At 35.0% G+C, this 13,584-nt stretch carries 14 protein-coding genes and 1 riboswitch; of the genes, 10 read left to right on the forward strand and 4 right to left on the reverse strand.

Going from position 1 to position 13,584, the window contains the following annotated elements; genetic code table 11:
• Positions 1-89: 89 nt before the first annotated feature.
• From OU788_RS02905 to cysM, 7 genes are read left to right on the forward strand one after another with little or no spacing between them, the layout of a single operon-like run.
• A complete protein-coding gene (locus OU788_RS02905; RefSeq protein ID WP_274633760.1) occupies positions 90-2,192 on the forward strand; it encodes a nitrite reductase in 2,103 nt (700 codons plus the stop codon).
• A gap of 15 nt (positions 2,193-2,207) precedes the next feature.
• Entirely contained in the window at positions 2,208-2,975 is a 768-nt protein-coding gene (cobA, locus tag OU788_RS02910) for a uroporphyrinogen-III C-methyltransferase (RefSeq protein WP_274633761.1), read from the forward strand.
• Positions 2,975-3,550, forward strand: a complete 576-nt coding sequence (locus tag OU788_RS02915; protein WP_274633762.1) for a precorrin-2 dehydrogenase/sirohydrochlorin ferrochelatase family protein — start codon at positions 2,975-2,977, stop codon at positions 3,548-3,550. Before cobA ends, OU788_RS02915 begins: the two co-directional genes overlap by 1 nt.
• 7 nt (positions 3,551-3,557) lie before the next feature.
• Complete coding sequence (locus OU788_RS02920) at positions 3,558-4,613, forward strand: NAD(P)/FAD-dependent oxidoreductase (RefSeq protein ID WP_274633763.1); 1,056 nt, start codon at positions 3,558-3,560, stop codon at positions 4,611-4,613.
• A complete protein-coding gene (locus OU788_RS02925) occupies positions 4,613-4,945 on the forward strand; it encodes a 2Fe-2S iron-sulfur cluster-binding protein (RefSeq protein ID WP_274633764.1) in 333 nt (110 codons plus the stop codon). Before OU788_RS02920 ends, OU788_RS02925 begins: the two co-directional genes overlap by 1 nt.
• 23 nt (positions 4,946-4,968) lie before the next feature.
• Positions 4,969-5,712 (forward strand): serine O-acetyltransferase EpsC, encoded by a 744-nt coding sequence (gene epsC, locus OU788_RS02930; RefSeq protein WP_274633765.1) that lies wholly within the window; start codon positions 4,969-4,971, stop codon positions 5,710-5,712.
• 19 nt (positions 5,713-5,731) lie between these two features.
• The gene (gene cysM, locus OU788_RS02935; protein ID WP_274633766.1) at positions 5,732-6,619 is read left to right on the forward strand and encodes a cysteine synthase CysM; all 888 of its coding nucleotides are present in this window, start codon (positions 5,732-5,734) and stop codon (positions 6,617-6,619) included.
• Between the two features lie 89 nt (positions 6,620-6,708).
• Here the strand turns inward: cysM and OU788_RS02940 are convergent, their stop codons facing one another.
• The 4 genes from OU788_RS02940 to OU788_RS02955 form a co-directional block, all read right to left on the reverse strand.
• Positions 6,709-6,996, reverse strand: coding sequence for a type II toxin-antitoxin system RelE/ParE family toxin (locus tag OU788_RS02940; RefSeq protein ID WP_274633767.1), 288 nt, complete (start codon positions 6,994-6,996; stop codon positions 6,709-6,711).
• On the reverse strand, positions 6,989-7,228 hold the full coding sequence (locus OU788_RS02945; RefSeq protein WP_274633768.1) for a ribbon-helix-helix domain-containing protein: 240 nt from the start codon (positions 7,226-7,228) through the stop codon (positions 6,989-6,991). The genes OU788_RS02940 and OU788_RS02945 overlap by 8 nt, the downstream gene beginning before the upstream one ends.
• Positions 7,229-7,354: 126 nt before the next feature.
• On the reverse strand, positions 7,355-7,765 hold the full coding sequence (locus OU788_RS02950; RefSeq protein WP_274633769.1) for an SRPBCC domain-containing protein: 411 nt from the start codon (positions 7,763-7,765) through the stop codon (positions 7,355-7,357).
• A gap of 81 nt (positions 7,766-7,846) precedes the next feature.
• Positions 7,847-8,428, reverse strand: a complete 582-nt coding sequence (locus OU788_RS02955) for an AbiV family abortive infection protein (RefSeq protein ID WP_274633770.1) — start codon at positions 8,426-8,428, stop codon at positions 7,847-7,849.
• A gap of 344 nt (positions 8,429-8,772) precedes the next feature.
• On the opposite strand from OU788_RS02955, the gene OU788_RS02960 reads away from it, so the two are divergent.
• The 3 genes from OU788_RS02960 to metH all read left to right on the forward strand — a co-directional run bounded on the left by OU788_RS02960 (position 8,773) and on the right by metH (position 13,406).
• Positions 8,773-9,276, forward strand: a complete 504-nt coding sequence (locus tag OU788_RS02960; RefSeq protein ID WP_274633771.1) for an ecotin — start codon at positions 8,773-8,775, stop codon at positions 9,274-9,276.
• A 166-nt stretch (positions 9,277-9,442) separates the two neighbouring features.
• Positions 9,443-9,547: riboswitch (SAM riboswitch) on the forward strand.
• Positions 9,548-9,597: 50 nt separating this feature from the next.
• Complete coding sequence (locus OU788_RS02965; RefSeq protein WP_274633772.1) at positions 9,598-10,626, forward strand: homocysteine S-methyltransferase family protein; 1,029 nt, start codon at positions 9,598-9,600, stop codon at positions 10,624-10,626.
• A gap of 125 nt (positions 10,627-10,751) precedes the next feature.
• Positions 10,752-13,406 carry a methionine synthase gene (metH, locus tag OU788_RS02970; RefSeq protein ID WP_274633803.1) on the forward strand — a complete coding sequence of 885 codons (2,655 nt, stop codon included), beginning with the start codon at positions 10,752-10,754 and terminating at the stop codon, positions 13,404-13,406.
• Positions 13,407-13,584: the final 178 nt, after the last annotated feature.

Genomic DNA, 13,584 nt, shown 5'->3' on the forward strand with positions numbered 1-13,584 from the left:
AGATTGTTGCGTACCAGATGAAGCACATGTAGAGTTCTTACATAACGAATAACAACGCTTTTATAAGCAAACAACTATTAAAAAACCACATGCAAAGTTTTAGATCAGAAATAGAAAACCCTTTAGTAGAAAAGGATATCCTAGAGTTAGAACGTAAAATACGTTTGTTTAACGAAGGAAAAATAGATGAAGAACGTTTTAGAAGCTTACGTTTAGCCAGAGGAATTTACGGTCAACGCCAATTTGGGGTACAAATGATTCGTATCAAATTACCGTATGGTAAAGTTACAAGCGAACAATTACACAGAATTGCAGATGTTTCTGATGAATATTCAAGAGGGCGTTTACATATTACCACACGTCAAGATATTCAAATTCACCACGTAAGTTTAGACAGAACCCCCGAGTTATGGGCACAGTTAGAAAAAGACGATATTACGTTGCGTGAAGCATGTGGTAATGCAGTACGTAATGTAACGGCCTCAGCAACTGCGGGAATCGATCCGAAAGAACCGTTTGATGTAACACCGTATGCACACGCAACCTTTCAATTTTTCTTGCGTAATCCAATCTGTCAAGAAATGGGAAGAAAATTCAAAATGTCTTTCTCTGCAACAGAAGAAGATACCGCGTTGAGTTTTATTCACGATTTAGGATTCATTGCAACAACGAAAACAGTTGACGGTAAAGAAGTAAAAGGATTCAAGGTATTATTGGCAGGAGGATTAGGGTCACAACCACGTCATGCCGATGTAATTTATGAGTTTTTAGAAGCAGATTTATTGATACCAACTATTGAAGGAGTGTTACGTGTGTTCGACCGTTACGGAGAACGTGCTAAAAGAGCCAAAGCTCGTTTAAAATTCTTGGTAAAAGATTTAGGTGTTGATACTTTCTTAGAATTAGTTGCAGCTGAAAGAAATGCATTAGCGTATAAAACGTATCCGATAAATACTACCAACTTTGAACAAGACATTGTTTTTGAAACCAATGAGGTTCCTTCAGTAGTGATAGAAGACGAAGAGGCATATCAAAACTGGAAAGAAACCAATGTAATTCAGCAAAAGCAAGAAGGATTGTATGCGATAGGGATTAAAGTTTTGTTAGGCGATTTTTATACTGATAAAGCACGTTTGTTAGCTGATTTAATTAAGAAATATGGAGCGAATGAGTTACGTTTTACCTTACGTCAAAACATCTTGATTCGTCACGTGAGAGAGGAGTTTTTACCATTTTTTTATACAGAATTAAAAAAGTTAGGTTTTGCAGACGCAGGATATAATAGTTTGAATGATATCACTGCATGTCCGGGAACTGATACGTGTAATTTAGGTATTGCTAGCAGTACAGGAATTGCAGCGGAGTTAGAGCGTGTGTTAAAAGCAGAATATCCGCAGTATGTAAATAACAAAGACATCACTATTAAAATTAGTGGCTGTATGAATGCTTGTGGACAACACAACATGGCACACATTGGTTTCCAAGGAATGTCTATAAAAGTAGGAAATCTATTAGCTCCAGCCTTACAAGTATTAGTTGGAGGAGGAGTTTTAGGACAAGGAAATGGTCGTTTTGCTGATAAATTGGTAAAAATACCAAGTAAAAGAGGACCAGAATCTTTACGAATCTTATTAAACGATTTCGAAAGTAACAAACAAGCAACCGAAGATTTCTTAAGCTATTACGATAGACAAGGAAAGAATTATTTCTATGAGTTATTGAAAGAATTATCAGACACCACCAATTTATCAGAATACGATTTTATTGATTGGGGACACGATAAAAATTATGTAAAAGCCATAGGAGTGGGTGAATGTGCTGGAGTTGTAATTGATTTAGTAGCCACTTTATTATTTGAAAGTGAAGAAAAATTAGAGAATGCAACACAAGCTTATAACAACCAACAATGGTCAGACAGTATTTATCACTCGTATGCCGCAATGATTAATACAGCCAAAGCCTTGTTAACAGCTGAAGGAGCAAAAACCAATACACAAGCAGAGATCATCACCAATTTTGATGAAACCTTTGTAGTAACAAATAAAATAGAATTATCAACTTCTTTCTCAGAATTGATTTATCAAATTAATAAGAATGAACCTACGGAAGCTTTTACAAAAGCATATTTAGAAACTGCAACAGCATTTTATAAAACAGTAGATGTTTATAGAAAAGTAGCCGTAGAAAGTTAAAAATAGGAGAGTCCAATGAAAAATCAACCGAAATTAACCGTAGTAGGTGCAGGACCAGGAGATGCTGATTTAATCACCTTAAAAGCCATTAAAGCATTAGAACAAGCCGATGTGGTATTGTACGATGCATTGGTGAATAACGAACTGTTAGGATATGTGAATCCGAATGCAGAATTAATTTTTGTAGGAAAACGAAGAGGATGCTATCGATATCAACAAGAACAAATCAATGAGTTGATTGTTGCTAGAGGATTTTCTCACGGACATGTAGTACGTTTAAAAGGAGGTGATCCTTTTATTTTTGGAAGAGGGGCAGAAGAAATGGAATATGCTGCAAAACACGGATTAGAGGTTGCTGTAGTTCCAGGAATTTCTTCATCGTTAGCGGTACCGGCTTATCAGAATATTCCGTTGACAAAAAGAGGAAGTTCAGAAAGCTTTTGGGTTATTACAGGAACGACTAAACAGCACCAATTATCAAACGATGTTGCCTTAGCCGCAAAATCGAGTGCAACGGTTGTTATTTTAATGGGAATGGGCAAACTTTCAGAAATTATTCAGCTTTTTAAAGCAGAAGGAAAGAATGAATTACCAGTAGCTATTATTCAAAATGGAACTACTCCTGAAGAAAAAATAGGAATTGGTACTGTGGATACTATAGAAGAAGTAGTGGCAAAAAACAATTTGAGCAACCCTGCTATTATTCTGTTAGGAGATGTAGTAAATCACAGACAACAATTGTTACAAGTGCAACAAGAAGTAGCTTTAAAAGAGGTGGTGTAATGGAAGAAAGAAATAATTTATACCCAATTTTTTTAAAGACTAAAGAACTGGAAGTGCTAATTGTTGGAGGAGGATTTGTAGCAGAGGAAAAACTACGATTTTTATTAAAATCGAGTCCAGATGCTAAAGTAACGATGGTCGCTCCTTTTTTTAGAGATGAAACTATTGAAGTAGCTCAAAAAGGAGAGGTGAGCACGATAGTAGATAGCTATAATGATACTTATTTAAAGGAAAAACATTTGGTGATTGCAACTACCAATATTCCTGAAGTTAATATGCAGGTGTATAAAGATTGTAGAAGTCAACATAAATTGGTAAATGTAGCTGATAATCCACCATATTGTGATTTTTATATGGGTGGAATTGTCACCAAAGGGAACGTAAAAGTAGCTATTTCAACCAATGGAAAATCACCCACAACCGCTAAGAGATTGCGTCAGTTTTTTGAAGAAGTAATTCCAGAAGACATCAATCAATTAGTGAAAAATTTGAATAGTTACAGAAAAACCATCAAAGGAAACTTTGAACAAAAAGTAGAAACATTAAATAAGCTAACCGAGAGTTTAGTGAAATAAGTAGAACATGATACAAACAGATATATTAATTATTGGAGCGGGTCCAACAGGACTATTTACAGTTTTTGAAGCAGGATTATTAAAACTACGTTGTCATTTAATTGATGCCTTACCGCAACCAGGTGGGCAGTGTTCAGAAATTTATCCGAAGAAACCTATTTACGATATTCCGGCATATCCAGAGATTTTAGCAGGAGATTTAATCAAGAACCTGATGGAGCAAATCAAACAATTTGAACCAGGATTTACCTTAGGAGAACGTGCAGATACTATTGAAAAGCAAGATGACGGAACGTTTATCGTAACGACAAATAAGGGAACAAAACATCAAGCACCTGTGGTAGCGATTGCAGGTGGGTTAGGAAGTTTTGAGCCACGTAAACCTATCATCCCAAATATTATCGATTTTGAAGATAAAGGAGTGGAGTACATGATTAAAGAACCAGAATTGTATCGTGATAAAGATGTGGTAATCGCTGGAGGAGGAGACTCTGCTTTAGATTGGTCTATTTTCTTAACAGATGTGGCTAAATCGGTAACCTTAATTCACAGAAGAAACGAATTTAGAGGAGCGTTAGACTCAGTAGAAAAAGTTCAAGAGTTAAAGAATTTAGGAAAAATCAATTTGATAACGCCTGCTGAGGTAAAAGCAGTGTTAGGGAAAGAGCACGTAACAGGAGTTGTAGTAGAAGAAACAGGTAAAGAACCATTTATCATTGATACAGATCATTTCATTCCATTATTTGGATTGGCACCAAAGTTAGGACCGATTGCCAATTGGGGATTAGAAATTGAGAAGAATGCCATTAAAGTAAACAATGCGTTAGATTATCAAACGAATGTTGAAGGTATTTATGCGATTGGTGATGTGAATACTTATCCAGGAAAATTAAAATTGATTTTATGTGGATTCCACGAAGCAACGTTAATGTGCCAAAGTGCTTATCAGCGTATCCATCCAGATAAAAAATATGTGATGAAATATACCACAGTAGGAGGGGTAGACGGTTTTGATGGAACTCGAAAAGAAGCACCAAAAGCAGTAGTAAAAGCGATTCAGTAATGGAGCAGGATGTTACAATAAAAATTACCGATCGAGATGGCGTATTGCACGAGGTAGTTGCTCCGACAGACATGGCAATGAACTTAATGGAGGTGGTTAGATCGTACGAATTAGCTACTGAAGGAACTATTGGTATTTGTGGTGGAATGGCAATATGTGCCTCTTGTCAGTGTTATGTAAAGTCGAATCATGAATTACCAGAAATGAATGATGATGAAGATGCAATGCTAGCAGAAGCGTTTCATGTGCAAGAAAATAGCCGATTAGGGTGTCAAATTCATATAACTCCTGAATTAGAAGGATTAGAAGTTGAGTTAGCTCCCGAAAGTTAATTATTTTTGTAAAAATTTATCACATGGGATTCAAGCAGTACGATTTATCATTAAAAGATGATGTAGAAGTTTTTACAAAACAATTATTTTATGCCTTGTTTAATGATGTATGCCAAGAAAAAGCAAATCATTTAAAAGAAAAGTTTGAAAAAATTTTAAAGGGTTTAGCTATTGAAAATACTTCGGAAGTATGGGCAGCATATCAACAAACGTTTTGTGAAATACGAGAAAAGTTAGATTTAGATGCCAAAGCATTTGAAAAGACAGATCCTGCCTGTAAAAGCTTAGGAGAAGTGTATTTAGCGTATCCAGGATTCCATGCGATTGCCGTATATCGATTGAGTCATGAATTGTACAAAATGGAAGTTCCGATTTTACCAAGAATGATGAGCGAATATGCACATGGATTAACAGGAACGGATATTCACCCAGGAGCAACTATTGGCGATTCGTTTTTTATAGATCACGCAACAGGAATTGTGATTGGAGAAACCACGATTATTAAAGAAAACGTAAAAATATATCAAGGAGTTACCTTAGGAGGGGTTCAAGTAAAAAAAGAATTAGCATCCACAAAAAGGCATCCAACGATTGAAAATAATGTAACCATTTACGCCAATGCAACTATCTTAGGAGGCGATGTAGTGATAGGAAGAGATAGTATAATAGGTGCAAATGTTTGCGTAACCACCTCTGTACCCGAAGGATCTATTGTAACCTATGAGTCAGAAAATAAAATAACCACTAGAAAATCCTATGTTAAATAATGTAGGTATAAAAATCAACATGAAAACTAAAACGATAATAGATAGCATAGGAAATACACCACTCATAGAAGTTTCTAACATTTTTCAAAAAGAAGGAGTGAAGTTATTGCTAAAATTAGAAGGAAACAATCCTGGTGGAAGTGTAAAAGACCGAGCAGCCTTTAATATGATTGCTGAAGCTATCAAAAGGAAAAATATCCGTCCAGGAGATTATTTAGTAGAAGCAACTAGTGGAAACACAGGAATAGCATTAGCGCTCATGGCTAAAATATTAGGCGTAAATATGGTATTGGTAATGCCTGAAAATTCTACCGAAGAACGTGTAAAGACTATGCGAGCATACGGAGCTGAGGTTATTTTAACGGATGCAGAAAAAGGTATTGAAGGTTCTAGAGATGTAGCTTTAGAACTACGTTATAAAAAAGGCTATTTTATGTTGAACCAGTTTGAAAATACCGATAACTGGAAAGCACACTATAAAACCACAGGTCCAGAAATTTGGAACGATACTCAAGGAGAAGTAACACATTTTGTATCTGCCATGGGAACTACAGGAACCATCATGGGAGTTTCTACTTATTTAAAAGAACAAAATCCTGAGGTACAAATTATTGGAGCGCAACCTAAAGACGGAGCAAGAATTCCAGGGATTCGTAAGTGGACACCAGCCTACCAACCAAAATTCTTTAACAAAAGTAAGGTGGATCAGGTGGTTGAACTAGACGAAAACGATGCTAAAAACATGACGAGAAGACTAGCACAAGAAGAAGGTGTTTTTGCAGGAATGAGTAGTGGAGGAGCGGTACATGCAGCGTTAGAAATAGCCCAAACTATTGATAAAGGAGTAATTGTAGCTGTTATTTGCGATAGAGGAGATCGTTATTTATCTTCAGACTTGTTTCAGTAGATAATCTTATTATAATACAGAAATTCCCGCTTAGGCGGGAATTTTTATTTAAAAAATAATTTTCTGATAAAGTTATGAATGAACAGTTTTTATAGTTTTTGGTTCAAATCTTGTTGCCCTACGATAGCCATTATTTCGACATTATTTTCTGTTATTTTAAAATAAATACTATCAACTCCACAAACACAACGTCTATATCCTTTTTTTATGTGGTCTACCGCTTCAAATGAGAAAGGGCTTTGTGCAATAATATCAAAATACTCAAAAAATGTTTCAAAGTATTTGTCTGCTTGAGTCATTCCAAATTTTTCTATTCCGTAATGATGAATCCGAATAAGATCAATTTTAGCTTCGTTACTTAATCGGTATTTAGCCATTTAACAAAGACTTAGATAGGGCTAAAATTTCTTCTTTACTATCATTTGTAAATCCACTTTGTTCAGCCTTTTCTAGTTTAGTTCGAATCCAGTCAACTTGTACTTGCTGTTTTCTAGCTTGTCTAATTAAGTCATTTATCAATTCGCTCTTACTCGAATATTCTTTACCGTCTATTTGGGTTTTTAACCATTCATCGTTAGGTTCGGTAAATGATATGCTTTGTCTTGCCATGATTTTATTGTTTGGTGTAAAAATACATCAAATATGCATCAATTCCAAATTTTGATAAATAGCTATTCTGCTCGTACACTATTTTTCTGAAATCTCTTTAAGTTTATTCAACGCTTTATCCCAAGTTTAGTTAAAATAATCAAGGTAGTCGTCTGCTACATCACATTCTATGGTTACTGTGGTGATACCGTTCTGTTCGTGAAATGAATAATTTTCTAGTGAACCTGCCCATTTTTCAATCTCAGGACCTTCGGTAATTTCATTTTCACCGTCTAACATCCCGTAATGGCGAATGGAAACAAACTGAAAAGGAATATTATCTGCAATTTCAGAGACCATTCCACCTTTTTTACCCTCTTTATCTGTTCCTACAAAATAGATTTTACTTCCTTTTTCCCAGCTTCCTTCATAGGTTGAGGTCGGATTAAACTCAGCTGTCCATTGCTGGTAAGTTTCAATAGTATTAATACCCAACATGGTGTTGTAAACTTTCTCAGCAGATGCATTGATGTCTTTCTTAAATTGTAGCTTTTTCATGATTCTGTGTACTTGGTTAAAGGTTTAGTTTTCGCAAGTAGGCTTGCACTAGCAATTAATTTTATACGGTGTTAGGGGCAGTTATTTCGCACTATACTTGGATTTCAATTCTTCTAAAGTACCTTCTTTTCTTAATCGTTCAACCATTTCTTTTGTTTTTATTAATTGAATATCCGCTAATAGTTTCATATCCTCAACGTTATCTGTTGTAATAGAGTCAATTGGTTTTATAAAGTCATTATTAATATAAGATAAGTAAATACTTCTGTTTTTCAGATTATTAAATTCATTCACTCTACCTTTAAGGTTGTCGTGCATTTGTGTCAATTTCTGCGTAAGTTCAGTATTATTATCAAGAACAGAGTTATAAGTGGATTCCGCAAACATTTTGAAAACAGATTCATCTAATTTTTTAATATGTTGCTCGAACCCAAGAGATTTTAAATATTTATAATTCAAATCTTTTTTTTCAATATCTTTCATTAGGTATTGAAAAAGGACTTTTACTAACATAAAAAATCGTCCACCTTCTTCAAATGAAAAATGATAAAATGTATACGACCTTTTAGTTTTTCCATTTTTATATAATATTTCCGCATCTTCATATAGTTCAGATGCATTTTCATAAGTTAGAAATATTGCGTTATAAATTTTTTCAAGCATAAAGTTTGTTTTAATTGCCCCTAACTCATTATAAAAAACTAAAACTTCTTTTATCCGTGTATTAAAATGTGATAAGTAGAGTTTTTAGCAATTTTATTTTTCTTGTTTCAAGTCTTCAATATAAAACAAAATAAAAATTCGCACAATAACAGATGATCATATTATTAAGTCTTAGATATAGTAATTAATTATTAAACAAACTAGTAGACAATGTTTTTGTATTCTAACACCACTTTCCATAGTTGTTAAAAGAATGGTAAATCATTTAAGAATAAATACAAAAGTCTTAGTTAGATGAATCATTGGCATACATGTTGAAAAGCTCTAGGAAAATTATTTTTATTATGAGAGCATTTTCAAGGCAAATCAACAAATTATTTTTAATAACATTCTTAACTATTACTTCTATGGCAGTAGGACAAACATCTTTAAAGAAAGTGGATTTATCAATATACCCTAAACCAGAGAAAGGATTTAAACAAATGGTTATAGAAGTTCCTCATTCAGCTAATGATAGTAACAAAAAAATAGAATTTGTTATTGGAAAGTGGATGGAAGTAGATACTTGTAATAAGCACGGACTTGTAGGAAGTATAGAGAAAAAGGATCTTAAAGGATGGGGATATTCGTACTATGATTTTACTACCGATGGCGGAGTTATATCTACTCGAATGGCTTGTTTTGAAAATAGTACAGTTAGAAAGTTTGTTACGAGTCAACCAAAAACAGTAAGGTATAACGGGAAATTACCAATTGTTATTTATGTACCAGAAGGTTACGAGGTTCAATTTAAGATCTTCAAGGCAGAAGATGATGTGTATCACGCTAGTGAGGTAAAACAGAAATAAATTTAAAGTGCTGTGGTTTATCACAGCTTTATATAAGAAAAGCAGCAAATACTATTTGCTGCTTTTCTTTTTTATAGAATTAATACACTACTTTTTTCTTTTATCTATTTTAATTTTGTTAACTAAAAAATAATACTATAACTTTGTTCCGTTCATTAACGTATTGATGTTATCAAGAAAGGTGGAGGGAATAGACCCTTTGAAACCTTAGCAACCCTTTGTGCAAACAAAGAAGGTGCTACATTCTACTGCATTTGCAGAGAGATAACGAAAAGAATTTTCTTTCCTCTTTTCCTGATAACAACACACTAAATATCAGGAATGTCAAACATTTATCAAGAAATACAAAAACGAATCCTTGTGCTCGATGGCGCTATGGGAACCATGCTTCAGGAATATAAATTTTCGGAAGAAGATTTTCGTGGAGAACGTTTTAAAGACTACCCAACACCATTACAAGGAAACAACGATTTGTTGTCCATCACGCAACCCGAAGCCGTAAAAGAAGTACACAGAAAGTACTTTGCGGCAGGGGCAGACATTGTAGAAACCAATACTTTTTCAGGAACTACTATTGCCATGGCAGATTACCAAATGGAAGAGTTGGTTTACGAGTTAAATTACGAATCTGCTAAGATAGCCAAAGAAGTAGCAGAGGAGTTCACTGCAAAAGAACCACACAAACCTCGTTTTGTAGCAGGTTCTATCGGACCTACAAACCGTACGGCAAGTATGTCTCCTGATGTAAACGACCCAGGGTACAGAGCGGTAACTTTCGACGAGTTACGCACTGCTTATAAACAACAAGTAGAAGCCTTAATAGATGGAGGCTCGGATATATTGTTAGTAGAAACTGTATTTGATACTCTAAACGCCAAAGCTGCTTTATTTGCCATTGAAGAGGTAAAAGCTGAGCGAAATATAGAAATTCCTATCATGGTTTCAGGTACAATTACCGATGCTTCAGGTAGAACGTTATCAGGACAAACAGCCGAGGCGTTTTTGATTTCGATTTCTCATATTCCGTTGTTATCCGTAGGATTTAATTGCGCTTTAGGAGCCAATTTATTACAACCACACTTAGAGGCGATTGCTTCTAAAACTGACTTTGCCATTTCTGCACATCCAAATGCTGGATTACCGAATGCCTTTGGAGAGTATGATGAAACACCAGAAGAAACTGCTAATCAGATAGAAGAATATTTAAAGAAAAACTTAATCAATATTATAGGAGGGTGCTGTGGTACCACACCTAAGCATATTTCGGCTATTGCAGCAGTAGCAGCGAAGTACAAACCACGAAATGCCCAACCCTCAGTCCCTTCCCAAAGGGAAGGGAAGTTAAGTTAGTGATGATTAAGAATGGTGTATTTCATAAAAAAACAGTAAAGATAGAGATGAGTGATAGAGATATAAAAAATACTACAACAAAAGCCTCTTCCCTTTTGGGAGAGGTTGGAGAGGGGCAGAGATACATGAAATTATCGGGGTTAGAACCACTGATTATTACTCCAGAAAGTAATTTTATCAATGTTGGGGAGCGCACAAACGTAGCAGGATCTCGTAAATTTCTTCGATTGATAAAAGAAGAAAAGTTTGATGAAGCCTTGGCAATTGCGCGTCATCAAGTAGATGGAGGAGCACAAATCATCGATATTAATATGGATGATGGTTTGATTGAAGGAAAAGAAGCGATGGTACGTTTCTTAAACTTAATAGCTTCTGAACCTGATATTGCCAGAGTTCCTATTATGATTGATAGTTCTAAATGGGAAATTATCGAAGCTGGTTTACAGGTAGTACAAGGTAAATCGGTAGTAAACTCTATTTCTTTAAAAGAAGGAGAAGAAAAGTTTATATGGGAAGCTACCCAGATAAAAAGATACGGAGCTGCTGTAATTATCATGGCTTTTGATGAAGTAGGACAAGCAGATACTTACGAGCGAAGAATTGAAATTGCAGAGCGTTCTTATAATATATTAACCGACATCGTCGGTTTTCCACCAGAAGATATCATTTTCGATTTAAATATCTTTCCTGTGGCAACAGGAATGGAAGAACACCGAAAAAATGCGTTAGATTTTATTGAAGCTACCCGATGGGTACGTGAAAATTTGCCACATGTAAGTGTGAGTGGTGGAGTAAGTAACGTGTCGTTTTCTTTTAGAGGAAACGATGTTGTTCGTGAAGCGATGCACTCGGTATTCTTATACTATGCCATTAAGGCAGGAATGAATATGGGAATTGTTAATCCGGCGATGTTAGAGGTGTATGATGATATTCCGAAGGATTTATTAAAACATATTGAAGATGTTGTTTTAGATAGAAGAGATGATGCTACTGAACGGTTATTAGAATTTGCCGAAACGGTAAAATGGACTAAAGCAGAAAACAAAGAGCAGGTTTTAGAATGGAGGAGTTTGCCACTTCAAGAACGTATTACACACTCTTTAGTAAAAGGAATAGACGCTTTTATTGAAGAAGATGCTGAAGAAGCTCGTTTGAGTGTTGCAAAACCTCTACATGTAATTGAAGGACATTTAATGACCGGGATGAATGTGGTAGGTGATTTGTTTGGTGAAGGAAAAATGTTTTTACCTCAGGTTGTAAAATCTGCCCGAGTAATGAAAAAAGCCGTAGCCTATTTGAATCCTTTTATTGAAGCAGAGAAAAGCGAGGAACAACAAGCTATTGGAAAGATATTGATGGCAACCGTAAAAGGAGATGTGCATGATATTGGTAAGAACATCGTATCTGTAGTATTAGGTTGTAACAATTATGAGATTGTAGATTTAGGAGTAATGGTTCCTCCAGAAAAAATCATAGAAACTGCCAAAAGAGAAAAGGTAGATGCTATTGGTTTAAGCGGATTGATAACACCTTCGTTAGATGAAATGGTGTATTTAGCCAAAGAAATGGAACGTCAAAATTTGGAGATTCCTTTATTAATAGGAGGAGCAACAACTTCTAAAGCACATACTGCTGTAAAGATTGATACACAGTATAAAAACGCAGTAGTACACGTAAACGATGCATCAAGAGCGGTAACTGTAGTAGGAGATTTACTAAATAAAGAAACCTCAAACGAATATGTTGCCAAGTTGAAGCAAGATTACGAAGAGTTTCGTGATAAGTTTTTGAAACGAGGAAAGCAGAAGCACTACATACCAATTGAGGAAGCTAGAAAGCGAAAATTCAAAATAGATTGGGATAAGACTAACATTTCCAAACCAAAAGAACTAGGAGTACAAAAATTAGAACAAGTAAGTTTAAAAGACTTAGTACCATATTTTGATTGGAGTCCGTTTTTTCGCTCGTGGGATTTACACGGAAAGTTTCCTGATATTTTAGAAGATGAAGTAGTAGGTACAGAAGCAACCAATTTGTTTGCAGATGCTCAGAAGATGTTACAACTCATCATAGAAAAACAAGCATTAAAACCTAAAGCAATCTTCGGTTTGTTTGAAGCAAACACAATTAACGACGACGATATTTCAGTTCAAAAGAAAGGAAAAGAAATCGCAGTGTTTAGAACCTTACGTCAGCAATTAAAAAAGCGTGAAGGAAAACCAAGTTTTGCTTTGGCAGATTTTATTGCTCCAAAGGAAACAGAAAGAACAGATTATATAGGAGCTTTTTGTACCGCCATTTTTGGAGCTGATGAATTAGCCTTACAGTACAAAGAAAATCACGATGATTACAATGCTATTATGGCACAAGCCATTGCCGATCGTTTTGCTGAAGCTTTTGCTGAATATTTACATCATCGAGTAAGAACGAAACACTGGGGCTATGCTTCCGAAGAAAATTTAACCAATGATGAATTGATAAAAGAAGAATATAAAGGTATTCGTCCTGCACCTGGGTATCCAGCTTGTCCTGATCATCTTGAGAAAGAGACGATATGGGAATTGTTAGGAGTTGAAGAGCATATAGGAGTAACCTTGACAGAAAGTTTAGCTATGTGGCCGGCAGCAGCTGTTTCAGGATATTATTTTGCCAATAATGAAGCTAAATATTTCGGTTTGGGTAAAATAACAGACGATCAGGTAAGAGATTTTGCAGAACGAAAAAACATTCCTTTAGAAAAAGCCAGAAAATGGTTGCATCCAAATATATCAGACAATTAATAATAAATTAAAAAACCAATAAAAAGAGCGTGTTTAATTAACAATAAGTTTTAAGTAAGCTAAGATAAAAGCTAAAAAGACATAGTAATATTGCAGTATAAAAATCAGATGTAATGAAGAAATATCAATTAGAAATCAGGTTTGCAATTCAGCTAGCAATTATGGCAGTTTTATCGTT

Source organism: Tenacibaculum sp. L6, assembly GCF_028823685.1.
Classification (GTDB): Bacteria; Bacteroidota; Bacteroidia; order Flavobacteriales; family Flavobacteriaceae; genus Polaribacter.

Coding starts and splice junctions, on each gene's coding strand:
- OU788_RS02905 (WP_274633760.1), top strand. CDS start 90: ATGCAAAGTTTTAGATCAGAAATAGAAAACCCTTTAGTAGAAAAGGAT.
- cobA (WP_274633761.1), top strand. CDS start 2,208: ATGAAAAATCAACCGAAATTAACCGTAGTAGGTGCAGGACCAGGAGAT.
- OU788_RS02915 (WP_274633762.1), top strand. CDS start 2,975: ATGGAAGAAAGAAATAATTTATACCCAATTTTTTTAAAGACTAAAGAA.
- OU788_RS02920 (WP_274633763.1), top strand. CDS start 3,558: ATGATACAAACAGATATATTAATTATTGGAGCGGGTCCAACAGGACTA.
- OU788_RS02925 (WP_274633764.1), top strand. CDS start 4,613: ATGGAGCAGGATGTTACAATAAAAATTACCGATCGAGATGGCGTATTG.
- epsC (WP_274633765.1), top strand. CDS start 4,969: ATGGGATTCAAGCAGTACGATTTATCATTAAAAGATGATGTAGAAGTT.
- cysM (WP_274633766.1), top strand. CDS start 5,732: ATGAAAACTAAAACGATAATAGATAGCATAGGAAATACACCACTCATA.
- OU788_RS02940 (WP_274633767.1), bottom strand. CDS start 6,996: ATGGCTAAATACCGATTAAGTAACGAAGCTAAAATTGATCTTATTCGG.
- OU788_RS02945 (WP_274633768.1), bottom strand. CDS start 7,228: ATGGCAAGACAAAGCATATCATTTACCGAACCTAACGATGAATGGTTA.
- OU788_RS02950 (WP_274633769.1), bottom strand. CDS start 7,765: ATGAAAAAGCTACAATTTAAGAAAGACATCAATGCATCTGCTGAGAAA.
- OU788_RS02955 (WP_274633770.1), bottom strand. CDS start 8,428: ATGCTTGAAAAAATTTATAACGCAATATTTCTAACTTATGAAAATGCA.
- OU788_RS02960 (WP_274633771.1), top strand. CDS start 8,773: ATGAGAGCATTTTCAAGGCAAATCAACAAATTATTTTTAATAACATTC.
- OU788_RS02965 (WP_274633772.1), top strand. CDS start 9,598: ATGTCAAACATTTATCAAGAAATACAAAAACGAATCCTTGTGCTCGAT.
- metH (WP_274633803.1), top strand. CDS start 10,752: ATGAAATTATCGGGGTTAGAACCACTGATTATTACTCCAGAAAGTAAT.